We start from the raw sequence: 24354 nt of genomic DNA, 5'->3' as shown, positions 1-24354 counted from the left end.
TTGGGATTCAGGCCCTTGCCGGACTATTCCGGCGCCGCGCATAGTTATATTCTGGCATCAACCTACGAAGGGATTTCGCCGTGCGCTGGCTCAGGATTGCCATAGGTTTCACAGTCACGCTGCTGACGCTGCTCTGCATGCTTGCGGCCCAGGCCGCGCAAGGCAGTGGCTGGGCGCTATTGCTTGACGAACAGGGCGACCTGCAACTCAGCGACATCCGTTCCGCTCGTTTCACCAATCAATTCAGCCCCATCGAACTCGAACGCCTCACCGCGGCCGAGCCCGGTGGTGCACTCTGGCTGCGCTTCAGACTGGCACCCGGCAAGCATGAGCAGTTGCTGCGGGTGTTCGCTCCCGACCTGTCGCACCTCAATCTTTATGTGCTGGACGGCGACAAGCTGATCGAGCAATTGAACACCGGCACCGAACAGCCTCAGGCAGAACGGCCACTACCCAACAGCGACTTCATGTTGCCGTTGCCGCAAAGCGACAAACCCCTCGACGTCTACCTGCGCCTGGTGTCCGACCACCAGATGCGGCCTTACATCACCCTGCAATCGGCAATCATGACCGCAGCCAATCAGAGCCAGACGCTGATTTACGGCCTGCTGTTCGGCTGCATCGGGATGCTGATCCTGCACAACCTGATCCGTTACGCTTACACCCGGTCGCGCAGCAGCCTGTGGCTGGCAGGTTGTGAAGCGTTGCTGATGCTGAGCCTGGCGCTGCTGCTGAATCTCGCGGGCCCATGGCTGTCGGACTGGCATGCGGTGCAAACACCGGGCGCTTACCTCGCCCTGCTGCTGACCGCACCGTGCGGGCTGATGTTCGCCTACCGTTTCTTCGCCCCGCTCGGCCCTCACCCGCTGAACAAGCTGCTGCTGGGCGACATCCTGTTCATTGTGGCTTGCGGCCTGTTGCTGTTGTTCGTCAACACGCTGCCGCTGAACATCATCACCTACGCGCTGGTCGCCCTCGCGGGCCTCACCATGTTGTTCGTCAGCGCCTGGCACTGGCAAAAAGGCTATCGCCCGGCCCGGCTGTTCGTGGCCGCCATGGTGGTGTTCAACGTCGGTACGCTGATTATCCTGCCGGCGCTGCTCGGCCTGACGCTGGTAGAACCGCAAGGCCTGATCATTGCCCTGCTGGTGTTCATTTGCATCAGTGGTCTGTTGATGAGCATTGCCCTGAGCGAACGCCAGCGCAGCATCACCGAAGACCGTTTCAGCGTCAGCCGCGATCTGGCCGCCAGCAACGCCGAGATCAATGCCAAGGCCGAATTCCTGGCGAAGATAAGTCATGAAATCCGTACCCCGATGAATGGCGTTCTGGGCATGACCGAGCTGTTGTTGGGCACGCCACTCTCGGTCAAGCAGCGCGATTACGTGCAAACCATTCACAGCGCCGGCAACGAACTGCTGACCCTGATCAACGAGATTCTCGACATTTCCAAGCTCGAATCCGGGCAGATCGAGCTCGACGATGTGCAGTTCGATCTCAATGCGCTGATCGAAGACTGCCTGAGTATCTTCCGCGCCAAGGCCGAACAGCAGAACGTCGAGCTGATCAGCTTTATCCAGCCACAAGTGCCGCGGGTCATCAGCGGTGACCCGACGCGCCTGCGCCAGACGCTGCTGAGCCTGCTGGAAAACGCCCTGAAGAAAACCGACGAAGGCGAGATCCTGATCGTCGTCGCCCTCGACGAGCGCACGGCCAAACCGCGTTTGCGCATTGCCGTACAAGACAGCGGCGAGCCGATGGACGCCGAAGAACGCGACGCGCTGATGCACGCCGAACTGCACAGCAAGAACTTCCTCTCGACCACCCGCCTGGGCGGCAACCTGGGGCTGGTGATCGCCCGTCAGTTGATTCGCCTGATGCAAGGGGAATTCGGCATCAAGAGCGGCGCCAGCCAGGGCAGCACCTTATGGCTGACCTTGCCACTGGACCCCGACCGCCTCGAACACCCGACGTCCGACCTCGATGGCCCGCTGCAAGGCGCACGGGTATTGGTGGTGGACGACAACGACACTTGCCGCAAGGTGCTGGTGCAGCAGTGCAGTGCCTGGGGCCTGAATGTCAGCGCGGTCCCGTCCGGCAAGGAAGCCCTGGCGCTGCTGCGCACCAAGGCTCACCTGCGCGATTACTTCGATGTGGTCCTGCTGGACCAGAACATGCCCGGCATGACCGGCATGCAACTGGCGGCCAAGATCAAGGAAGACCCGAGCCTGAACCACGACATCCTGCTGATCATGCTCACGGGCATCAGCAATGCGCCGAGCAAAATCATCGCGCGCAACTCCGGGATCAAGCGCATCCTCGCCAAACCGGTGGCCGGCTACACCTTGAAGACCACGCTGGCGGATGAGCTGAATCAACGTAACAAGGGCCTCGCGGTATCGCAGTTCCCATCCACCGGCCCGACCCTGCCGGTCAAGGTTCCCAGCGACTTCCGCATTCTGGTGGCCGAAGACAACAGCATCTCGACCAAGGTGATTCGCGGCATGCTGGGCAAACTCAACCTGCAACCGGACACCGCCAGCAATGGCGAAGAAGCCTTGCAGGCAATGAAAGCCCAACGTTACGACCTGGTGCTGATGGATTGTGAAATGCCGATCCTCGACGGTTTCTCGGCCACCCAGCAATTGCGTGCCTGGGAAGTCGGCAACCAACGGATTCGCACCCCAGTAGTGGCATTGACCGCACACATCCTCGCCGAGCATAAAGAGCGCGCACGTCAGGCGGGCATGGACGGACACATGGCCAAACCGGTCGAGCTGTCGCAGTTGCGCGAGCTGATCGAACATTGGGTTGCCCAGCGCGATCAGCAGCAACGGACGGCAACACAACCGTCCTGAGCCGACAGACCCTGCAACGCCTGATAGACTCCCCCACGACTTCTCTCGCCAGTGAGCCTGCATCATGCTCCACGTGTTGTTCAGCGTTTACCTGAAGATGCTGGTGCTCTACAGCCCGTTCTTCGTGTTGTCCTGTTTCATCAGCCTGACCCGCGGTTATTCGCGCAAGGAACAACGGCGGCTGGCCTGGAAAGTGGCAACGGCCACACTGATTTCCAGTGTCTTGCTGTACTTGTTCGGACGGTACATTTTCAGTGTTTTCGGCATTACCGTGGATGCGTTCCGCATCGGTGCCGGCAGCGTGCTGTTTATCTCGGCACTGGGCATGGCCCAGGGCAAGTCGGCGGTCCAGACCGATAACGTGCAGCAGGACGTCACCATCGTCCCGCTGACCATCCCCCTGACCGTCGGCCCCGGCACCATCGGCGCCTTGCTGGTGATGGGCGTGAGCCAGCCCCACTGGGATGACAAGCTCACCGCCATCCTCAGCATTGCCCTGGCCAGCTTTACCGTTGGTGTGGTGCTTTACCTGTCGAACCGCATCGAACGCATTCTCGGTGACCAGGGCTTGCAGATTGTCAGTCGGCTGATGGGGTTGTTTGTGTGTGCACTGGCGGCGCAGATCATTTTCACCGGTGTGAAAGGGTATCTGGTGCCTTAGTGACAACCCTTCACTGAAAGCCAGGGGCTTATTGCCCCTGGCGGCCGGGCTTCATTTAACCGGCGCAAACTCCATGAAAACGGCCTCTCTGAGATCATCAAGGTACTTGATGCACTCAGCCTCTCTCCTCAAGTCTTCTTCGTGAATGGTAAAGTGCGCCTTACCTTGAAAAATCGGAAGTTCGGAAGTATCCCACTCCACAAAAAGAACTTTCGCATTATTGTCCGATGAGTCGTAGCGGACCGTCGCCACGGCCATTGTTACTTCAGCTTCTTCGTCTTGCTTGCAAACAGACACGCCAAAATTACCACCACTGGCTTCAGTTGCATGACGCTCAAAAAGCTTGACGGCTTCAGGTTGTTTTTTCAGTGCATCAATAGTTTTGTCTGCGACAACTTTCAGCGCATTCGCGGCCGTACCCGCCAGGCCACCGGCCACAGAATGAACAATATCCAGCGCTACATTATCCAGCGTCAACTTGGCGGAGGTGGATTTGTACTGGGTAAAGGCACTGTGGTATTCGGTCCAGCCCGTGGCAAACATCAGTTTTTTAAAGCACTCGTATCGGGCAATTTTCTGCTCTTTAGCGGGAAACAGCACTTTTGAAGCGATATCGGCATACGCATACGTGTTTTTTACGATGCGTTTGTTGCGCCGCGACATCCCGTCCAGGAAGCCCACTACACCACTGCCCATGATCGCGGCATTCATTTCATCCCGGTCAAACGGTAGCTTTACTGCGGAGCGCGCCTGGATTTTCGGACCGGCAAGTTCAAGTTTGGCTCGACATTGTTCAAGACATTGATCGAAATAAAGACTGGCTTCTGCTTCATTCATTTTATTCATCTTATAAACCTTAAATTCAAACATATAAAAGCCGAACTGGCTCTGCCAAAAAACTATCGCACCCACCGAATGGATTCAACAACGTCAGGACTTATAAAAAAACAATAAAACAACCTACAAATATCGAGATGTAACGAACCACAATTAATTACAACAAATCAATAAAAACCAAACCACAGAAAAACCCAATAGATCCGCACACGCCTGCACGCCCCATTAAAAAACAAGAACTCAACTTACGCAGAAAGGTAAATAATCCGACTCACCAAGAGAGCTAAAAGGTAAATATCCTCTATTCATGCAGGAATTAACCTACATCCTCTGGCGAATGTTTTTTACGACACAGCAAAGAAAAAGCCACGGCAAATCGAGTGGAAACCTGGCCGTGGCTTTTTTTAGCGAAGCGCAACGCTTCAGGTGGCAGGCTTTTCTCCATACCAACGCGGCGTGTACACCCAGTCACCGCCCCCCATACGCGAAAACACGCAGGTCGTAGACGAACCCACCAGGACCATGGTGCGCATATCCACCTGGTCCGGGGTCAACTGGCCGAGAGTCGTCACTCGTAGCGTCTGCCCCGGGCGACCGATGTCACGCCCCAACACCACCGGCGTCGCCGGTGTGCGGTATCGCGCGACGATCTCCAGCGCCCGGCCAAGTTGCCATGGACGGGACCGAGAGATCGGGTTGTAGAACGCCAGGGCGAGGTCGGCCTGTGATGCAAGGTCCAGACGCTTCTCGATGATCTCCCAGGGCTTGAGGTTGTCCGACAGCGACAACACACAGAAGTCATGCCCCAGCGGCGCACCGGCCTGAGCAGCCGTCGCTAGTGAAGCAGAAACCCCCGGCAGAATTTCCAGATCGACGTTGTGCCACGTGGCATCGCTGGACTCGTGAAGGGCTTCGAGCACCGCAGCCGCCATGGCGAACACTCCCGGATCACCGGAAGAAACCACCACCACAGACCGTCCTTGTGCCGCCAGTTCGAATGCATGACGTGCGCGCTGCATCTCTTCGCGGTTGTCGGTGCAATGCATGACTTGATCGGCACGGAACGGGCCGGCCATGCGCACATAGGTTTCATAACCGAGCACATCATTGGCGCGCGCCAGTTCGGCCTTGACCGCCGGCACCATCAGCTCGGCAGCGCCAGGGCCAAGACCGATCACCGCCAGACGACCGCGAGGACGACCGATCGACAATGGGTCCAGAGGTTGCTCGGCCACCGCGATTGCAAGGGTGTCATCGCCGAAGATCTTCACAGACTGACCGAGGGCGTTGCGTGCCAGCTCACTGACTGCGCCGACATCGTTGCCAAAACGCAGCGGCACACCCAGCTCAAGCGCCGCTTCACGCAGCGCCGCACTCGACATTTCGCTATCGGCGGCCAGCAGACAGGCCACCGATTGCACGGCGATCTTTGCCTGATGCAACGCCTCGCGAATCGCACCCGGCAGATCCGCCACGCCGGTACCGACGGCCACCAACACGTTGCGCGGATAGATCAACAGCTCGTTGGCCGCCGGTGCACGCTCGGCATGACCGACGTGAACGGCCAGCCGCGCCTGCGGGTCCTCGGGCAACTGCGCCTGCGCCAACCACGGGGCCGCGCCTTCGATGCGCACCGTTTCACCGGCCAGCAAATCGGAAACGAAGCGCTTGCCCAGTTCGAGATCGCCCAGGGCATAACCGCTGGGAGGATTGAGCAGGCAGGTGCCGAAGCGCAATTCGCCGCTGGTGGTGATCGCCGCCGCGACGTCCAGTGCAGCCGCAATTTCTCGCGCCAGCACGTTCACGCCGCCCAGACCGCCCAGCAACGGCACCACTGCGCTGCCGTCTTCAGCAACGGCCAGCACCGGTGGCTCGGCGCCCTTTTCCAGCAGCAACGGCGCCAGGGTGCGAATCACGATGCCAGCGGCGCACAGGGCAATGATCGGCGTGTCCTGCTGATAGAGCTCACGCAGGGTCGCGCCAAACTCGTGATAGATGCGGTCCGCGCCCTCGACCCGCTCGGCCAGACCGTGGATCAAGGCGCCCGGGTACACCTGCTGAATTTTGCGTGCGGTCGCGAGGCTGCCATTGCCGAGAATGACAATCGCCGGAACTGGACGAGTCATCAGCCTTGCCACCTTTCGCCTGGAACGATGATCAGCGAGAAGTACGGCGAGGACATCGGCTCGACCTGATCCAGCGGCACGATTTTCTGATTGGCCATGGTCGCGCGTTCGACGTACAGCGCACGCTCGGCCAACCCGAGTTCTTCCAGCACCTGACGGACTTTAGGAAAGTTGCGCCCCAACTTCATGATCACCGCCGCATCCGCATCGGCGAGACGCCGCTTGAGATCGTCGTGCGGCAACACGCCGGACAGCACCGACAGGCTCTGATTGCGATACACCAACGGCGCGCCAAGTACCGAAGCGCCGCCGAGCATCGAACAGACACCGGGCACGACTTCGGCCTCATATCGCTCGGCCAGGCGATCGTGCAGGTACATGTAGGAACCGTAGAAGAACGGGTCGCCTTCGCAGATCACCGCCACGTCTCGGCCCGCATCCAGGTGCGCGGCGAGTTCTTCGCCGGCCGCATCGTAGAAATCGCTGATCACCTCTTCATAGGACAGCGGTGCCGGCAAGGCTTCGGTGGTCACCGGATACACCAGCGGCAGCAGGGTTTGAGCGTCCTGCAAATGCGCTTCGATGATGCCGAAGGCGTTACCCTTTTTGCCCTTGGCGACGAAGTACGCCACCACCGGCGATTCGCGCAGCAGGCGCAGGGCCTTGACGGTTATCAGTTCCGGATCACCGGGGCCGACGCCGAGGCCGATCAAACGTCCAGGTTGCTGCATCATTCGATCTCCGTGGCGAGGGCATTGACGGCGGCGGCGGCCATGGCGCTACCGCCCAGCCGGCCTTGCATGATGACAAACGGCACACCGCGACTGTCGGCGGCGAGTGCGGCCTTGGATTCGGCGGCACCGACGAAGCCCACCGGAAAGCCAAGGATCAGCGCCGGTTTCGGCGCGCCGGCGTCGAGCATTTCCAGCAGATAAAACAGTGCGGTCGGCGCGTTGCCAATCACCACCACACTGCCTTCCAGGTGCGGGCGCCACAGTTCCAGCGCGGCGGCGGAACGGGTGTTGCCCAGTTCACGGGCAAGCTCCGGAACGCTTTCATCGCGCAGGGTGCAGATGACTTCATTGTTCGCCGGCAAACGCGTGCGGGTCACGCCTTCGGAGACCATCCGCGCATCACACAGGATCGGTGCACCGGCGGCCAAAGCATCACGCCCGGCCTTGCCCGCGCCTTCCGAAAATTGCAGGCCGTCAATCGCATCGACCATGCCGCAGGCGTGTATCACCCGCACCGCGAGTTTTTCCAGATCGGCCGGGATTCGCTCGAGGTTGGCCTCGGCACGAATGATCGCGAAGGAGTTGCGATAGATCTCCTGACCGTCGCGGATGTAATCAAGCATCAAGGGGGCTCCGTGAGCGGGCGTCGAGCAAGGCGTCGACCGCTTCAATAGTAAGGTTGCGTGCGTGCAGGGCGCCGAAACCCGGCTGCCCCGCTTCGCGAAAATAGAGGTCGTAATGACCGGGGGTGACGGCCAGCAAAGTGACCGGCGCACTGTGCGCGGCGGCACAGGAACGCGGGCAACCGCTCAGATGCACACTCAGCAGCTGGCCATGGCGTTGCAGCAACGCGGCGAGTTGCAGAGCGTCCTGCTTGGTATCGGCCAAGCCCTTGGCGCAGCCCGTCGAGCCAGTGCAGGCAATCAACCGCGACAAGGCCTGACCGGCATCGCAGACCAGGCCCAACGCGTGCAGGCGGCGGATGACTTCATCGGCGTTGTCGTGGTGAATGTTCGGTAACAACAGGCTTTGCCAGGGCGTGAACCGCAGCGTTGCATCGCCGTATTCCTGCGCCAGTCGAGCGGCGCCCCGAAGCATGGTGCTATCGAGACGTCCCAGAGGCGGCACGCCCCCGACATAGACATGACCTGCTTGCGCCTGTGGGTGCGCGCCAATGTGCAGCACCTCGTTACTGACTGAGCGTTGCCAGATGCTAACGGGCTGGAAAGGCAGTCGCCCGGCGAGGCGAGCGAGAAATTCGGCTTGAGGGACGTCGACCAGCAAGTGGCGCATCCGCGTGTGTTCAGGCCCCGCCAGTTCCAGGAACAGCTCCAGCACGGCGACCACCAATGCGTGGCCATCTTCCAGTGGAACACGACCGCCTGGTTGATCGGTGGGGCATCCCGCCAGACCGAAAGCCAGCCACCGCTCGCCCTCTCGCTCGACTGCGGACAACCACAGATCATGGGGGTGTTCGAGCATCGCCAGACGTTCACCGCCATCCAGTTGCACGGCGAATTTGGCGCTGAGGTCGTGAAGGCGTTCTTGCCCTTGCAGGGTGGCGAGGATCTGTGCGGCCAATTCACGCGTGTCGAACAGCATCTGCCGATCGATACCCGCGCTCGGGCTCAGCATCAGATTACGCACATCGTCGCCCGCCGCATGCGAAGGGCCAAGGCCTGCGGCGAGCAGACTTTCGATCAACGCTTCCTGCTCTTTGACGATGCCGCGAATCTGCAGGTTGGCCCGGTTAGTGGCCTCGATCACTGAGCCGGCATAACGCTGTGCACCTTCGGCCACAGCGTTGGCCTGCTCGGAAGTGAGGGTTCCGCCCGCCAGTTTTATCCGGCAGATACCGCCGTCTCTGGCCTGGACGATACGCAGCAGCCCCGGACAGGCCGAGGGGCGTAAAGCGCGGGACATAGGGAGTTCGTTCAAAGGGATGACCGGATCTGAAGTGGGGGCGCCCCCCCGTCGGAGGCGAGCGGTATTATGCCTGCTTTGCCGCGCGGCATCATAAGACCGCGTGTCGCATTTGCTCCGACCTTGAATCCATCAGGCGGCCTCCCTCACAGGCGCTCAGAATAAAACTCGAAAATGGCGTCAGCGATCCGGTCGAGCCGATCGTTCAACTCCGGGCGGACTTTATCGAAGCGTGCTCTGTTCAGGGTCAAAGGAGCGGCTCGATGCGTAAGCGTCACGTTGCCCTCCTTCCAGTCCCAAAACAGAAAATCTTCCCGCTGCGCCAGCGCCCGAAGCGAAAAGTCATTCAGGTCCAGTGATAATTTCCCTTGTTTGTCGTATTCAGCGGGGGCAATGGAAAACTCCCTGCCACGCAGACTTTCGGTGGCCAATGACCAAAGCGCCGACGAATTAGCCAACAATGAATCAAACATGTTTTTTGTAACTATTGCCATCTGACTGTTAACAGCGGCAATTCTGTTCAAATAAATCTGAGTTACTTTTCCTGCAAAGTGACTGTAACTTTTCTCGACAACTCTGCGTTCGTCAATTTCCCAACCCAAGTCCCATAACACCACGGCAAACAAGGAAAACCAGCCTTGGGGATCTGTGTCCCTATTGCGCTGCTGACTCGCATACCACTGCGCATAACGCACGCTGGAGTTGACGTCACGCTTGTCCTGACGCGACACGCCCCTGGCCGTGCTGATCAGGTTGCCACCCGATAGCGACCCGGCAGCGCCTTGCTGATCCTGCGAGGCGTAAAGTCGAGAGCTCTTTGTTTGTCGTGGCGCGAAGTCTCGGTCGAACGCATCAGAATAAGCCGTCAAGTCCAGGCGCCCTGCTTTATCAATAACCATAGTCAATTCCTTTTAAACCATTATCAAGTTAGTGCACGAGCATTCAAACTACATAACTTAACTATGACCAGCCACAGACTAATAAAACCAACTTAAAACATTCTATTACTCGCCTCCGCGTCTACCGCGTTATCATGTGCCGCTTTATGCAGATGAATAGAGATCACACATGGCTCGCTGGCTGACCGTGACAGGCATTGGTGAAGACGGCTTCAAGGGTTTGGGCAGGAATGCCCGGCATGCGTTGCTGGCTGCCTCGAAGATCTTCGGCAGTCAGCGGCAACTGGACCTGCTGCCGCCCTGCATCCGTGGCGAACGCAAACTCTGGCCGACGCCGTTCTCCCTCGATGCGTTGTTGGCCTTGCGGGGTGAGCCGGTGTGCGTGCTGGCCAGCGGCGATCCGATGTTCTTCGGTGTCGGCGCCAGCCTCGCCCGGCAATTGCCCTGCGCGGAAATGCTGATCCTGCCGGCGCCCTCTTCCTGCTCTCTGGCGGCCGCGCGAATGGGCTGGCCGTTGCAGGATGTGGTCACGCTATCGGTGGTCGCTCGCCCGGTCGCGGCACTTAACGCGCAGTTGTTCAGCGGTGTTCGCTTGTTGGTGCTCAGCAACGATGGGCAAAGCCCCGCCGCAATAGCGGCGTTGTTGCGCGAACGTGGTTTCGGACCGAGCCGCCTGAGCGTGCTGGAACATTTGGGTGGCGAGGCCGAGCGACGCATCGACGGTGTCGCCAACGACTGGGCCGACCCGGCTATCGCCGACCTCAACCTGATCGCCATCGAGTGCATCGCCGCCCCCGGCACGCCGCGTCTTTCGCGACTGGCCGGCCTGCCGGATTCGGCGTTCAGGCACGACGGTCAACTGACCAAGCGTGATGTGCGTGCAATCACCCTCGCGCGCCTGGCCCCGGTTCCCGGTGAACTGTTGTGGGACGTCGGCGCCGGCAGCGGTTCGATCGGCATCGAGTGGATGCGCGCCCATCCGGGTTGCCGGGCGCTGGCGATCGAGGCCGATGAAGGCCGGCAACTGTTGATCGAGTACAACCGCGACGCGCTCGGCGTGCCCGGCCTGCAATTGGTTCGCGGCAGTGCGCCGCAAGCCCTCACAGGTCTGGAACGCCCGGACGCGATCTTCATCGGCGGCGGCGTCACCCGCAAAGGCGTTCTGGACACTTGCTGGGCGGGGCTCAAACCCGGTGGCCGACTGATCGCCAACGCGGTCACGCTACAAAGTGAAATGACCCTGATGGCCTGGCGCGAGCAACATGGCGGCGAGCTGACGCGTATCCATATCGCCCAGGCGCAACCGCTGGGCGACTTCGATACCTGGCGCCAGGCCTTGCCGATTACTTTGCTGGACGTGGTCAAACCTTTCGATGCGTGACGAAACCGCCGAACAACCCGCACCGCTGCGTAGCGGCCTGACCACCGGCAGCTGCGCCACCGCCACCAGCCTGGCGGCCGCTCGATTGCTGCTCGGCGGAACGAGTGCAGACGCCGTGGACATCGTCCTGCCCAAAGGCAAGCGCGTGCAGATGCGCCTGGAATTCTGCCGGTTGCTGGATGACGGCGCCGAAGCTGGAACGATCAAGGATGCCGGTGACGATCCGGACGTGACCCACGGCGCACTGCTCTATTCACGGGTGCGCCTGTGCGCAGAACCAGGCATTCGTTTCTGTGCCGGCCGTGGTGTCGGCACCGTCACCCGACCGGGCCTGGTGCTGGGCGTCGGCGAGCCGGCGATCAACCCGGTGCCGCGCAAGATGATCAGCGATCATTTGACCTCGCTCGCGCAAGAGCTCGATTACCCCGGCGGTTTCGAAGTCACGGTAAACGTCGAGGGCGGCGAGGCGCTGGCGTTGAAAACCATGAACCCACGGCTGGGCATTCTCGGTGGCCTGTCGATTCTCGGCACCAGCGGCATCGTCCGGCCGTTTTCCTGTGCTGCGTACATTGCCTCGATCCATCAGGGCATCGACGTGGCGAAAACCAACGGTTACCTGCACATCGCCGCGTGCACCGGCAACGCCAGCGAAGACACCATGCGCCGAGTCTACGACCTGCCGGAAATCGCCCTGATCGAAATGGGCGACTTCGTCGGTGCGGTGCTCAAACACCTGCGCAAAGTGCCGGTGGCCAAACTCAGCATTTGTGGTGGTTTCGGCAAGATCAGCAAACTGGCGGCCGGACACATGGATCTGCACAGTCGGCATTCGAGCATCGACCTGCCGCAACTGGCCGAATGGGCTGCAGCGGTCGGCGCGGATGAAGAGTTGCAGCAGGCAATGCGTGAAGCCAACACCAGTCAACAGGCCTTGGCCATGGCCAGCGCCGCCGGCATCGCACTCGGCGACGCGGTATGCCGGCACGCCCTGGATTTTGCCCGCAGTGTGGTGCCGGCGCAGGTTCAGGTCGAAGTATTCGCCATCGATCGCCAGGGCGCAATTGTCGGCCACGCGGGAGCTTTTCAATGAAACGCCTATTGCTGCTCGGCGGCGTGACGGAAGCGCTGGCCATCGCCCGCACGCTGGGGCCGGAACACATCTACAGCCTGGCCGGCGTCGGTCGTGTGCCGACCGATCTGACCTGTCGGGTTCGCGTTGGCGGTTATGGCGGCGCGGACGGCCTGGCGCAATTCATCCGCGACGAAGAGATTGATCTGCTGCTGGACGCGACGCATCCCTACGCCGCGCAAATCAGCCAGAACGCCGCGACCGCCGCGCGAATGTCCGGCGTTCCCTGCTGGGCACTGCGCCGCCCGGCCTGGCAACCACAAGCCGGGGATGACTGGCGCGAAGTCAGTGACTGGGCCGAGTTGATCGAAGCGCTGAAACCGTTCCGCCGACCACTGTTCACCCTCGGCCGCGAACCCTTGCAACACCTGCATGAAATCCCTGCGCAGCAATTCTGGACGCTGCGCGCCCTGGACGTTTATCCGGGCAACGAGCGCTGCGAAGTGATCGGCGCACGCGGGCCGTTTCTGATCGAGGATGAACGTGAGTTGTTCGAGGGCCGGCAGATCGATGTGCTGATCAGCAAAAACAGCGGCAGCACCGCCACCGAGCCAAAACTGGAAGTGGCGCGGGAGCGTGGGGTGCCGGTGCTGGTGTTGAAGCGGCCGGTGTTGCCGGGGGTGGAGCGGGAGTTTGGGAGTGTGGGTGATGTGCTTAACGCGTTGAAACACGACTTGTAGCAGCTGGTGCCGCCTGCGTTCGCCTGCGCCAGCAGCCACACGATATGCAGAGCCCCACATAACAATCGGACACTACCTACAACATCCTTCTAATCGGCTGACTTGTTCAGCCAGTTCCCGAAATCTATCCTCCAGGTCATCACGCATGGAGGTTCCAGTGATAGAACAATTCACCCGTTTCGATGCCGCGGAATTCCTCAAGTCGCCGGAAGAAATGGCGGCTTATCTGGATGCATGCTTTGAAGAAGATGCTTGCGACGGCGTTCTGATACGCGCGGCACTCAACGACATAGCCAGAGCACAGGGCATGACACAGGTTGCGCGTGATGCAGGTTTGGGTCGTGAAAGCTTGTACAAAGCATTGAGCGGCACTGGCAATCCGGAATTCGCGACTATCATGAAGGTTATGAAAGCCTTGGGCCTGCGCCTGCATGCCTCTGCGATCTGATTGCGCTGCGACACCAAACCGCAGGCCGCGTTTTTACTTATCGGCACTGATCAGGCTAAATAGCCGCGCCTGATCTCCCACCCAACCGGATCTGTCCCATGTCCCGACAACGGCTCGCAATTGCATGGATAGCCTGCTTCGCAGTGCTGTTCAACATGCTCGCCATGCCGATGACCGGAGCGATGGCGCAGACGGCGAAATCGCCGGCCGAACAGGTGTTGTGGGGCAGTTTCTGCTCGTCCACCGGCACGAAGATGATGGCGATTTCTCTGGGGACGCTTGATCAGAAAGCTCCGCAGAACGACGATCATTCCAACATGCAGCATTGCTGGTGCTGTTCCGGTTCTGCGCCATTGGTGGCGTTGCCCGGGCATGTGCCGCAGTTGTATTTCGCGCGCTTCGAAACCAATCGAAGCCTGCCCGCCACCGCTCTCGACACCCCCACTCCGCGCCAGCAATGGCCGAATCTCAACCCCCGTGCATCCCCTCTGGTGTGATTCCTTCTCGCAATTGACCTGCGTTTTGAATCGTTCTGGAGAACTGCCATGTTGAACAAACTCATCGTTCTGGCTGCATTGCTGCTGCCTGCCTGCTTTGCCAATGCCCATGAATACAAGGCTGGCGAACTGCAAATCGCTCATCCGTGGTCGCAGGAATTGCCACCGAACGCGCCGACCGTTGCGGCTTACTTCGTGATTCAAAACCCCGGCAAAACCGCCGACAAACTGCTCAGCGTCGACTCGCCGATTGCAGGCATCGCCCAGTTGCACGAGCACGTGATGCAGAACGATCTGATGAAAATGCAGCAGGTGCCGGCCGTCGAAATCCCGGCGGGCGGCGACGTCACGTTTGCACCGATGGCGTACCACGTGATGCTGCTGGAACTGAAAGACCGCAGCCTGCTGAGCGACGGCAAGCGGTTCCCGCTGACGATGCATTTCGAAAAGTCCGGTGATGTGACGGTCGAAGTCTCGGTGCAGAAAACCGCACCGGGCGGCGTGCAAGTGCACGCACACAACCCGTAATCGCCAGAGCCGAATACGCCCATGCGCCCGCTTAGCGCCAGGCCATCCGCGCCCCGTCGTCAGCCATTGAGCCTGACACGCGGCAGCTGGATCAGCCTGTTCGCCATGTTGATGATCTTCATCGGCCCGCTGATTTCTCAGTCGATGCCGATGGATCAGCGCGCCTCTTCGATGTCCATGAACATGTCGATGGACATGAGCATGGACATGTCAGCGATGGCGCACGGCGAGCACGGCGCGACACCCGCTGCCGAGCACTGTCCACCCAAAACCTCCCATCATGCGATCTGGGAAAAGTGCGGCTATTGCAGCCTGCTGTTCAACTGCCCGGCGCTGACGGGCGGCCAGTCTTTCGTTGCATTCGACGCCCCAAAAACCAGCACCTTCAGTACACCCGCCACCCGACTGGGCCACGCCCGGCAAACCTTCTTCCCCGGCGCCCGCACCCGCGCACCACCCACCGTCGCGTAAACACCTCCCCAATCTCACACGGTTAGAAGACAGCAAAGCAGCCAGTGGGAGCGGGCTTGCTCGCGAAAGCGGTGGGGCTGACCCACCCACATCGCGAGCACGCCCGCCCCCACAGGCATTGCGCAGGCTGCCGGCCGTGTCGTTTACGACTGTTCGATGGAAATTGTCATGTCCAGGTTTTCTGCTGACACACGCTTGAGCGCCGCCCAAGCTTCTTTTGCCCTGAACGAAACGCGCGTTCGTTTCAGGCACGCCACCGCCGTTCTTTGCGGCGTACTGCTGACACCGATGGTGCTGGCCGATGATCATGCCGGCCACAGTGAAGAACTGAGCCCGACGGTGATCACCGCCATCGCACCGAGCTCACCGCTAACCATCGTCACCAACCCCAAAGACCCACGCCAACCGGTACCGGCCAGCGACGGTGGTGACTACTTGAAGACCATCCCCGGCTTCGCCCTGGTGCGCAATGGCGGCACCAACGGTGACCCGGTGCTGCGCGGCATGTTCGGCTCGCGCCTGAACATCCTCACCAACGGCGGCCAGATGCTCGGCGCCTGCCCCGGCCGGATGGACGCGCCGACCTCCTACATCTCACCGGAAACCTACGACAAACTCACCGTCATCAAAGGCCCGCAAACGGTACTTTGGGGGCCGGGCGCATCCGCCGGCACCATCTTGTTCGACCGTGACCCGGAAAGCTTCGGCGAACTCGGCACCCGAGTGAATGCCAGCGTACTGGCCGGCTCCAACGGCCGTTTCGACAAACTAGTGGACGCCGCTGCCGGCGGGTCATTGGGTTACGTGCGAGTGATCGGCAACACCGCGCATTCCGACGACTATCGGGACGGCAACAACGACACCGTGGCCTCGCGTTACGACAAGTGGAATGGCGACGTGGCACTCGGCTGGACCCCGGACGCCGACACCCTGCTGGAGCTGACCGCCGGCAAAGGCGATGGCGAAGCCCGTTACGCCGGACGCGGCATGGACGGCGCGCAGTTCAAGCGCGAAAGCCTCGGCCTGCGTTTCGAGAAGTCCAATATCGGCGACGTGCTCGACAAGGTCGAAGCACAGATCTACTACAACTACGCCGACCACGTGATGGACAACTACACCCTGCGCACGCCGTCCGGCACCGGGATGATGGCCGGCCCGATGGCTTCCAGTGTCGATCGCCGAACCCTCGGCGCACGGATCAAAGCCACGTGGCGCTGGGCCGATGTGCAATTGATCAGCGGCATCGACGCGCAGACCAGCGAACACCGCAAGCGCGCCGCCATGGGCATCGACACCTACAAGGATCTGCCGCGCAACAAGGACGCCGATTTCCATAACTACGGCGTGTTCAGCGAACTGACCTGGTACGCCGCCGACCGTGATCGACTGATTACCGGCGCGCGACTGGACCGTGCTTCGGCCAAGGATTTTCGGCAGACCACTGGTTCGGGGATGATGACCCGCGCCAACCCGACCGCCGACGACACCCGCGCCGACACCCTGCCCAGCGGCTTCGTCCGTTACGAGCATGATCTGGCAGACAGCCCGACCACGCTGTACGCAGGCCTCGGTCACACCCAGCGTTTCCCGGATTACTGGGAGCTGTTTTCGCCCAACTCGGGACCTGCCGGCTCGGTAAACGCCTTCGACTCGATCAAGCCCGAAAAAACCACCCAGCTCGACTTCGGCCTGCAATACAAGACCGAAGACCTCGAAGCCTGGGCCTCGGGTTACGTCGGACAGGTGCGCGATTACATCCTGTTCAATTACAAGACGGGAATGATGGGCACGACCTCGCAAGCCGAGAACATCGACGCGCGGATCATGGGCGGTGAACTCGGGGCGGCCTACAGGCTGACGTCGAACTGGAAGGCCGACGCAACCCTGGCCTACGCCTGGGGCAAGAACAGCAGCGACGGCAAGGCATTGCCGCAAATGCCGCCGCTGGACGCGCGATTCGGCCTGACCTACAGCGAAGACAACTGGAGCGCCGGCGCCTTGTGGCGAGTGGTCGCGGCGCAAAACCGCATTGATCAGAACAAGGGCAACGTGGTCGGCAAAGACTTCGACAAATCCTCGGGGTTCGGCGTGTTCTCGCTCAATGGCGCCTATCGGATCAACAAGAACTGGAAGGTCAGCAGCGGCGTCGACAACCTGTTCGGCAAGGCGTACGCCGAGCATTTGAACCTGGCCGGCAACGCTGGTTTTGGCTACCCGGCCAATGACCCGCAGGCCATAAAAGAACCGGGGCGAACGCTCTGGACCAAGGTGGATATGAGCTTCTAAAAGCTTTGCCCTGTAGGAGCGAGCCCGCTCGCGATGGTCGTGAACGATGACGCGACCATTCTGAATGAACGCGGCGCCGTCGAGTTCTTCGCGAGCAGGCTCGCTCCTACAAGGACCTGCAAGACAACAACAAAAGTACCAAGCCAAGCGGAGCACAACCGATGAAACAGCCCAAACCGAATTTCTATAACCTGGCCTGGCGCTGGCATTTCTATGCCGGTCTGTTCGTCGCGCCATTCATGGTGATGCTGGCCCTGACCGGTGTCATTTACCTGTTCAAGCCGCAACTCGACTCGTTGATGTACGACAGCCTGATGAACGTCCCGGCCGGCCATCACAGCATCCCGGCCGACGACTTGCTCAAGCGGGTGAAAGACGCGTATCCACAATCGACGATCAAGCAATACCTGCCGCCGGTGAACGCCGAACGCAGCGCGCAATTTGTCGTACTCAATGGCGGCAATGAGCTGAACGTTTTCGTCGACCCGTACCACGGCGATATCCTCGGCGAGCAAGACGCCAAGAAGAATCTGCAAGCGATAGCGCGAGCGATTCATGGCGAGTTGATGATCGGCACGGTCGGTGACCGGCTGATCGAACTGGCCGCTGGCTGGGGCATCGTGCTGGTGGTTTCCGGGGTCTTTTTGTGGTGGCCACGAGGCCAGGCGGCCGGCATTTTATGGCCGCGCCTGAGCAGTCGCGGTCGCGTGCTGTGGCGCGACCTGCATGCCGTCACCGGGTTCTGGGGCGCCGCGTTTCTGCTGGTGATGCTGCTCAGCGGCATGACCTGGACCGGGTTCTGGGGCAAGCAATACGCAGGAGTCTGGAACGTGTTCCCGGATGCCATGTGGAATGACATGCCCAAGTCCGACGTCGAGGCGCGCAGCCTCAACACCGCCACGCGCCAGACCGTGCCATGGGCGATGGAAAACACGCCGATGCCGATGTCCGGCGACCACGCCGAACACATGGCCCACGACAGTGCGCAACCCGGCCCCGCCGCACCGACCATCAGCCTGCAAGACGTGCAGAACATCGCCGTGCAACGCAAGGTCGAGCCGGGTTACAGCATTACTTTCCCGACCACGGCCACCGGCGTATTCACCATCGCCGTGTTCGCCGATGACCCGCGCAACGATGCCACTCTGCACGTCGATCAGTACACCGGCAACGTCCTCGCCGACGTGCGCTGGGAACATTACGGCCCCGTAGCCCGCGCCACGGAAACCGGCGTGATGCTGCACGAAGGCAAGATGTTCGGGGTGCTCAACCAGATCATCGTGCTGCTGATCTGCCTGATGATTCTGCTCAGTGCCGTCAGCGGCGTGGTGATCTGGTGGAAGCGTCGGCCACAAGGCAAGTTCGGTGTTCCACCGCTGCGCCACGACCTGCCGAAATGGAAAACAGGGGTAGCGATCATGCTGGTGCTGGCAGTGGCGTTTCCGTTGGTGGGCGCTTCGCTGGTGGTGGTCTGGTTGCTGGATCGAGTGCTGTTGTCGCGATTCACCCGACAAACTGAATCAGCCTCATCTTCATCATGAAACAGGCGAGATGCGCGTATTAGAGGGATCTGTAGACTTCGGGCGCTTATCGCACGGTCATTTTTAGTGTTACTGTATAACGCAAATGCACCGCCCAACCCGCAGCCATTGCTGCGGGTTTTCTTTTGGAAGAAGTGTCACCCACCCGATGAACAAGTACCTCTTGTCCGGCCTCTGCCTGCTCGCCCTGAACAACAACGCCCACGCGCAATCCTTGACGCTGCCCGCCGGCACCATCACCGCACCGGCCGTTGACGACGAAACCGTCAACCTCAACACGCCGACCACCGCCGGTTCGCGCCTGAACCTCACGGCACTGGAAACACCCGCCAGTGTGGAAAGCCTGACTGGCGAACAGATCCGCGCGCGCGGTGACCGCAGCGTGCAGGACGCTGCCTCGCGCAGCACCGGGATCAGCCGCACCGGCACGCCGGGCGACGGCGGAACCTCGTTGTCCGCACGAGGCTTTACCGGGCAAAACTCGGTGATGCAGTTGTATGACGGCAACCGGATGTACACCGGCATGGGCACCGTGACCTTCCCGGTCGACACCTGGTCGGTGGAGCGCGTCGATGTGCTGCGCGGCCCGGCTTCGGTGTTGTACGGCGAAGGCGCGACGGGTGCGGTGGTCAACGTGATCCCGAAAAAGCCCTTAGAAGGCGAGATCGAAAACCACGTGCGTCTCGGTTACGGCTCTTACGACAGTCAGCAACAAGCGTTCGACAGCGGCGGTTCGCTGAGCGATACCCTGAGTTATCGCTTGAACCTCAATCGCCTGCGCAGCAACGGTTGGGTCGATCGCGGCGATTCCTCCAGCGACTTCGTCAGCGCGGCCCTGCGCTGGCAGGCCACGGACGATCTGGCATTCACCCTCGCCCACGATTACGGCGACCAGAACCCGATGAACTACTTCGGCACGCCATTGATCAACGGCCGCTTCCACGAAGGTCTGCGCGACAAGAACTACAACGTCAGCAACGACAAGCAGCACTACAACGATCAATGGACGCGCCTGACCAGCGACTGGCAAATTTCCGATAACGTCAGTTCGAGCAACGAGCTGTATTACCTCAAGGCCCAGCGCCGCTGGCAGAACGCCGAAAACTACAACTTCGACCGCAACGCACAGCAGCTCAGCCGCAGCGGCTATTTCGGCATCGGCCACCGGCAGGAGCAGGTCGGCGACCGTCAGACCTTCACCTTCAAGCACTCACTGTTCGGCCTCGACAGCCAGACCGTGACCGGTGTCGATTACAACCGCATCCGCTTCCAGCTCGACAGCAACTCGCCGTTCAATGACGTGTTGCCCGATGGCCAGCCGATCGATTTGTATCATCCGCAACGTGGCCGTTTTGAAAGTGCCAATCCGTATCGCGACCAGTTCCAGAGCACCACCAAACAGATGTCGGCCTTCGCCGAAAACCGCACGCAGTTGAGCGAGCGCTGGTCGCTGGTGACCGGTGTGCGTCGCGACTACGTGCACGTCGATCGCGATAACCTGGTCGATGGCAGCCAGAGCGACAAGACCCTGACCGGCAACAACTGGAAGGCCGGGTTGGTGTTCGCCGTGACCCCGGACACTTCGTTCTACGGTCAGTACGCCACCAGCACCGACGGTGTCGGCGGCTTGATTTCCCTGAGCCCGAGCCAGCAGCAATATGACCTGGCCACGGCGAAACAGACCGAGATCGGCGTGAAGCAGATGTTCTGGGATCAACGCGGCGAGTGGACGCTGGCGGCTTATCGCATCGTCAAAAAGAAACTGCTGACCGACGATCCGGGCAACCCGACGCTCAAACAGCAGGTCGGCCAACAATCGTCCAATGGCCTGGAAGCCAGCCTCGATCTGCAACTGCCACACGCCTGGCAACTGCAGGCCAACGCGGCCATCGTCAAAGCGAAGTACGACGATTTCGAAGAAGTGGTCGGTGGCGTGCCGGTGTCGCGCAACGGCAATCGTCCGGTGGATGTGCCTAGGCGTACGGCAAATCTGTGGCTGAGCAAAGCACTCAATGAGGACCTGAAGGCCGGGGCTGGCGTACGTTACGTCGACGCGCGTTATGCCGACATGGCCAACCAGAACGAGCTGCCGAGCTACACCGTCGTCGATGCCACGTTGTCATGGAAAGCGCTGCGCAATACGACGCTGGGGTTGCAGGTGAACAATCTGTTTGACCGCCAGTATGCGCAAAGCCAATACAATGAGGGGCAGCAGTGGATCCTGGGGGAGCCGCGTTCGTTCTTTGTCACAGCTGATTATCAGTTTTAAACCGTGTCGCTACCATCGCGAGCAGGCTCGCTCCCACATTTGATCGCATTCCAATGTGGGAGCGAGCCTGCTCGCGAAAGCGTCATCCGCATCACCGCAAATCTCCGAGTAATTGCATGACCTCGCTGAACCTCACCAACCTCGCCTGGACACCCCTGGGCCACGGCCACTGTCATCACCAGTTCCAACTGCGTGATGCCTCGTTGCACGTGGCCGCCGGTGAGTTTGTCGGGTTGATCGGCCCTAACGGCAGCGGCAAGACCAGCCTGCTGCGGTGCGCCTATCGCTTCAGCAAACCGGAAAACGGTGAGATCCGGCTCGACCACCACAACGTCTGGAAACAATCCTCGCGCTGGTGCGCGCAACGCATCGCCGTGGTGCTGCAGGAAATCCCCGACGCCTTCGGCCTGACCGTCGATGAAGTGGTCGCCATGGGCCGTACACCGCACAAAGGCCTGTTCGACGGCGACACCCTCGAAGACCGGAATCTCGCGATGCAAGCACTGGAATCCGTCGGCCTCAACGGTTTCGAAGACCACGCTTTCGCCACGCTCTCCGGCGGCGAAAAACAACGCGTGATCCTCGCCCGCGCCCTGGCCCAGCAACCGCAAGTGCTGATCCTTGACGAGCCGACCAACCACCTCGACCCGCGCTATCAGCTTGAGTTACTGCAACTGGTCAAACGACTGCGGATCGGCACCCTGGCGAGCATCCACGACCTCAATCTCGCCGCTGCTTTCTGTGATCGGCTGTACGTGCTCAATCACGGCCGCATCGTCGCCAGCGGCACACCAAAACAAGTCCTGACCGCCCCGCTGCTGCGTGATGTGTTCGGCGTCGAAGCGCTGATCGATGAACACCCTTTGCACGGCTACCCACGAATCACCTGGATAACCCAACCATGACTTTGCGTTCCCTGCTGTGCGTTGCTCTGTTGCTGGGCAGTAGCCAAGCGTTTGCCGAAGCAACGAAATATCCGCTGACGATCCAGAGCTGCAACCGCGATGTGACCTTCGCGCAAGCGCCGAAACACGCGGTCAGCCACGACATCAACATGACGCAGATGATGCTCGCCCTCGGCCTCAAACCGAGCATGGCCGGCTACAGCGGTGTCAGTGGCTGGAAGTCGGTCACGCCCCAGATGCAGGCCATCCTCGACGGCCTGCCGGAGCTGGCGGCCAAATACCCTTCAGTGGAAACCCTGCTCAACGCCAACGTCGATTTCTTCTTCGCCGGTTGGGATTACGGCATGCGCGTGGGCGGTGATCTCACGCCGCAAACCTTGCAACCGCTGGGCATCAACGTCTATGAGCTGACCGAGTCCTGCGCCTTCGTGATGAAGCGTCCACCGGCCAGCCTGGAGGACACCTACAACGACCTGCGCAACCTCGGCAAAATCTTCGACGTGCAGGATCGCGCCAATGCATTGATCGCCGACATGCAGGCGCAAGTCGCTGATGTGCGCAAGGATCTGCCGACGGACAAACCCCGGGTGTTCCTCTACGACAGTGGCGAAGACCGCGCCATGACCTCGGGTCGCCTGGGCATGCCGCAAGCGCTGATCGACGCCGCGGGCGGGCGCAACATTCTGGATGACGTCGAAGCGAGCTGGACTCGCGTGAATTGGGAGAACGTGGTCGAGCGCAATCCGCAGGTGATCGTGATCGTCGATTACGGTGAAGTTACTGCTGAACAGAAGACGCAATTCCTGCTCGATAACAAGGCGCTGCAATCGGTTGACGCAATCAAGAACCAGCGCTTCATCGTCATTCCGTATGTGCAGGCCACGCCGGGGATCGACAACGTGCTGGCGGTTGAAACCCTGGCCAAAGGTTTCCACGGCGAATGATCAATCGTCGCTACGCCCTGTTGCTGATTGCCCTCGGCGCGTTGTTGCTGGTGTCGTGCGTGGTGTCGCTGGGCTTCGGCCCGGCGCGGGTGCCGGTGGACGTGGTGTGGCGAATTTTGCTGCACAAGGTGTTCGGTTTTGGCGAGGTGAGCTGGACGGCCGGGCAGGAACACATCGTGTGGCTGATCCGCGTGCCGCGCATGTTGCTTGGCGCCTTGGTCGGTGCCGGCCTGGCGCTGATCGGCGCGGTGCTGCAAGCGGTGACGCGCAATCCGCTGGCCGATCCGCACCTGCTCGGCGTGACCTCCGGCGCCACCCTCGGCGCGGTGATCGTGGTGCTGCATGTCGGTGAAATCGTCGGCCTGCTGACGTTGCCGATTGCCGCATTTATTGGCGCGCTACTGAGCATGCTGATCGTGCTGATGATCGCCAACCGCAACGGTCGCCTGGACAGTGATCGGCTGCTGCTGTGCGGTGTGGCGGTATCGTTCGTGATGATGGCCATCGCCAATCTGCTGCTGTTTCTCGGCGATCACCGCGCCAGTTCGGCGGTGATGTTCTGGATGCTCGGCGGACTTGGATTGGCACGCTGGGAATTGCTCGCGGTGCCGGCCGCCAGTGTTTTGCTCGGGCTGGTTTTGTTGCTTGGCATGGCGCGGCCGTTGAATGCGTTGATGGCCGGCGAACAAACGGCCGTGACCCTTGGGCTCAATGCCCGCACCGTGCGGTTGCGGGTGTTTTTGATTGCGTCGCTGATGACGGGCGTGCTGGTATCGATCAGTGGCTCCATCGGGTTTGTCGGGCTGATGGTGCCGCACATTGCGCGGCGACTGGTCGGGGCCGAACATCGGCGATTGCTGCCGGTATGTGTATTGCTGGGGAGCATTTTTCTCGTGTGGGTTGATGTCGCCGCTCGAACGCTGATCGCTCCCGAAGACCTGCCCATTGGCGTCGCCACCGCTGCCATCGGCGGCCTGTTCTTCATCGGCCTCATGCGCCGCCGATAATTCATCCAGCGGTCCACGTTCCTGTAGGAGCGTGGACCGCGATACTTCGCCCCAATGTGGCGCATCTCCTCGCACCAACGCGCCAGCCGCGATCCTTCATGGTGCGCCACCCCAACCGCGCAACCGCTCTAATACGACATTTCCCTGCCTTTTTCCGACCGGGCACAGCCCTTGCAAAACAGCCTTCAGTAGTCCGCATCTGCCAACCAAGAAAACTCATAAGTTCATGG

The 24354-nt window shown here is 60.7% G+C and carries 21 protein-coding genes; 15 read left to right on the top strand and 6 right to left on the bottom strand.

Annotation, left to right across the window (positions count from 1 at the left end; all coding sequences use genetic code 11):
- Positions 1–80 precede the first annotated feature (80 nt).
- Complete coding sequence (locus KGB24_RS12405; protein WP_223414943.1) at positions 81–2858, top strand: hybrid sensor histidine kinase/response regulator; 2778 nt, start codon at positions 81–83, stop codon at positions 2856–2858.
- A gap of 64 nt (positions 2859–2922) precedes the next feature.
- Positions 2923–3519, top strand: a complete 597-nt coding sequence (locus tag KGB24_RS12400) for a MarC family protein (protein ID WP_008031249.1) — start codon at positions 2923–2925, stop codon at positions 3517–3519.
- A gap of 51 nt (positions 3520–3570) precedes the next feature.
- Here the strand turns inward: KGB24_RS12400 and KGB24_RS12395 are convergent, their stop codons facing one another.
- From KGB24_RS12395 to KGB24_RS12370, 6 genes are all read right to left on the bottom strand, one after another.
- The gene (locus tag KGB24_RS12395; protein ID WP_223414942.1) at positions 3571–4365 is read right to left on the bottom strand and encodes a hypothetical protein; all 795 of its coding nucleotides are present in this window, start codon (positions 4363–4365) and stop codon (positions 3571–3573) included.
- Positions 4366–4778: 413 nt separating this feature from the next.
- Positions 4779–6482, bottom strand: a complete 1704-nt coding sequence (gene cobJ / locus KGB24_RS12390; protein WP_223414940.1) for a precorrin-3B C(17)-methyltransferase — start codon at positions 6480–6482, stop codon at positions 4779–4781.
- On the bottom strand, positions 6482–7213 hold the full coding sequence (locus tag KGB24_RS12385; RefSeq protein ID WP_032828913.1) for a precorrin-2 C(20)-methyltransferase: 732 nt from the start codon (positions 7211–7213) through the stop codon (positions 6482–6484). The genes cobJ and KGB24_RS12385 overlap by 1 nt, the downstream gene beginning before the upstream one ends.
- Positions 7213–7839, bottom strand: a complete 627-nt coding sequence (locus KGB24_RS12380) for a precorrin-8X methylmutase (RefSeq protein WP_008038718.1) — start codon at positions 7837–7839, stop codon at positions 7213–7215. The genes KGB24_RS12385 and KGB24_RS12380 overlap by 1 nt, the downstream gene beginning before the upstream one ends.
- Positions 7832–9139, bottom strand: a complete 1308-nt coding sequence (gene cobG / locus KGB24_RS12375) for a precorrin-3B synthase (RefSeq protein ID WP_223414939.1) — start codon at positions 9137–9139, stop codon at positions 7832–7834. Before cobG ends, KGB24_RS12380 begins: the two co-directional genes overlap by 8 nt.
- Positions 9140–9285: 146 nt before the next feature.
- Positions 9286–10038: a hypothetical protein gene (locus KGB24_RS12370; protein WP_223414938.1), complete on the bottom strand. Its 753-nt coding sequence runs from the start codon at positions 10036–10038 to the stop codon at positions 9286–9288.
- Between the two features lie 169 nt (positions 10039–10207).
- Here KGB24_RS12370 and cbiE point away from each other — a divergent pair, with 169 nt between their 5' ends.
- From cbiE to KGB24_RS12305, 13 genes are all read left to right on the top strand, one after another.
- Positions 10208–11419: a precorrin-6y C5,15-methyltransferase (decarboxylating) subunit CbiE gene (gene cbiE, locus KGB24_RS12365; protein WP_223414937.1), complete on the top strand. Its 1212-nt coding sequence runs from the start codon at positions 10208–10210 to the stop codon at positions 11417–11419.
- A complete protein-coding gene (locus KGB24_RS12360; RefSeq protein WP_223414936.1) occupies positions 11412–12509 on the top strand; it encodes a cobalt-precorrin-5B (C(1))-methyltransferase in 1098 nt (365 codons plus the stop codon). The genes cbiE and KGB24_RS12360 overlap by 8 nt, the downstream gene beginning before the upstream one ends.
- Positions 12506–13228 carry a cobalt-precorrin-6A reductase gene (locus KGB24_RS12355; protein WP_223414935.1) on the top strand — a complete coding sequence of 241 codons (723 nt, stop codon included), beginning with the start codon at positions 12506–12508 and terminating at the stop codon, positions 13226–13228. The genes KGB24_RS12360 and KGB24_RS12355 overlap by 4 nt, the downstream gene beginning before the upstream one ends.
- Before the next feature lie 157 nt (positions 13229–13385).
- Positions 13386–13676, top strand: coding sequence for an addiction module antidote protein (locus KGB24_RS12350; RefSeq protein ID WP_223414933.1), 291 nt, complete (start codon positions 13386–13388; stop codon positions 13674–13676).
- 98 nt (positions 13677–13774) lie between these two features.
- Entirely contained in the window at positions 13775–14173 is a 399-nt protein-coding gene (locus KGB24_RS12345) for a DUF2946 domain-containing protein (protein WP_223414932.1), read from the top strand.
- A 48-nt stretch (positions 14174–14221) separates the two neighbouring features.
- Positions 14222–14701: a copper chaperone PCu(A)C gene (locus KGB24_RS12340; protein WP_008031228.1), complete on the top strand. Its 480-nt coding sequence runs from the start codon at positions 14222–14224 to the stop codon at positions 14699–14701.
- A 21-nt stretch (positions 14702–14722) separates the two neighbouring features.
- The gene (locus tag KGB24_RS12335) at positions 14723–15172 is read left to right on the top strand and encodes a DUF2946 domain-containing protein (RefSeq protein ID WP_223414931.1); all 450 of its coding nucleotides are present in this window, start codon (positions 14723–14725) and stop codon (positions 15170–15172) included.
- 168 nt (positions 15173–15340) lie between these two features.
- Positions 15341–17458 carry a TonB-dependent copper receptor gene (locus KGB24_RS12330; protein WP_008031224.1) on the top strand — a complete coding sequence of 706 codons (2118 nt, stop codon included), beginning with the start codon at positions 15341–15343 and terminating at the stop codon, positions 17456–17458.
- 161 nt (positions 17459–17619) lie between these two features.
- The gene (locus KGB24_RS12325; RefSeq protein WP_223414930.1) at positions 17620–18999 is read left to right on the top strand and encodes a PepSY-associated TM helix domain-containing protein; all 1380 of its coding nucleotides are present in this window, start codon (positions 17620–17622) and stop codon (positions 18997–18999) included.
- A gap of 148 nt (positions 19000–19147) precedes the next feature.
- Complete coding sequence (locus KGB24_RS12320) at positions 19148–21268, top strand: TonB-dependent receptor (RefSeq protein WP_223414929.1); 2121 nt, start codon at positions 19148–19150, stop codon at positions 21266–21268.
- Between the two features lie 116 nt (positions 21269–21384).
- Positions 21385–22173, top strand: coding sequence for an ABC transporter ATP-binding protein (locus KGB24_RS12315; protein WP_223414928.1), 789 nt, complete (start codon positions 21385–21387; stop codon positions 22171–22173).
- Positions 22170–23117, top strand: a complete 948-nt coding sequence (locus tag KGB24_RS12310; RefSeq protein ID WP_223414927.1) for an ABC transporter substrate-binding protein — start codon at positions 22170–22172, stop codon at positions 23115–23117. The genes KGB24_RS12315 and KGB24_RS12310 overlap by 4 nt, the downstream gene beginning before the upstream one ends.
- Positions 23114–24124 (top strand): FecCD family ABC transporter permease, encoded by a 1011-nt coding sequence (locus tag KGB24_RS12305; protein WP_008031214.1) that lies wholly within the window; start codon positions 23114–23116, stop codon positions 24122–24124. Before KGB24_RS12310 ends, KGB24_RS12305 begins: the two co-directional genes overlap by 4 nt.
- The last annotated feature ends 230 nt before the right edge of the window (positions 24125–24354 follow it).

Source organism: Pseudomonas sp. BF-RE-25, from assembly GCF_019956105.1.
GTDB classification, from domain to species: Bacteria; Pseudomonadota; Gammaproteobacteria; order Pseudomonadales; family Pseudomonadaceae; genus Aquipseudomonas; species Aquipseudomonas migulae.
This window is presented reverse-complemented; position numbering and strand designations above follow the sequence as displayed.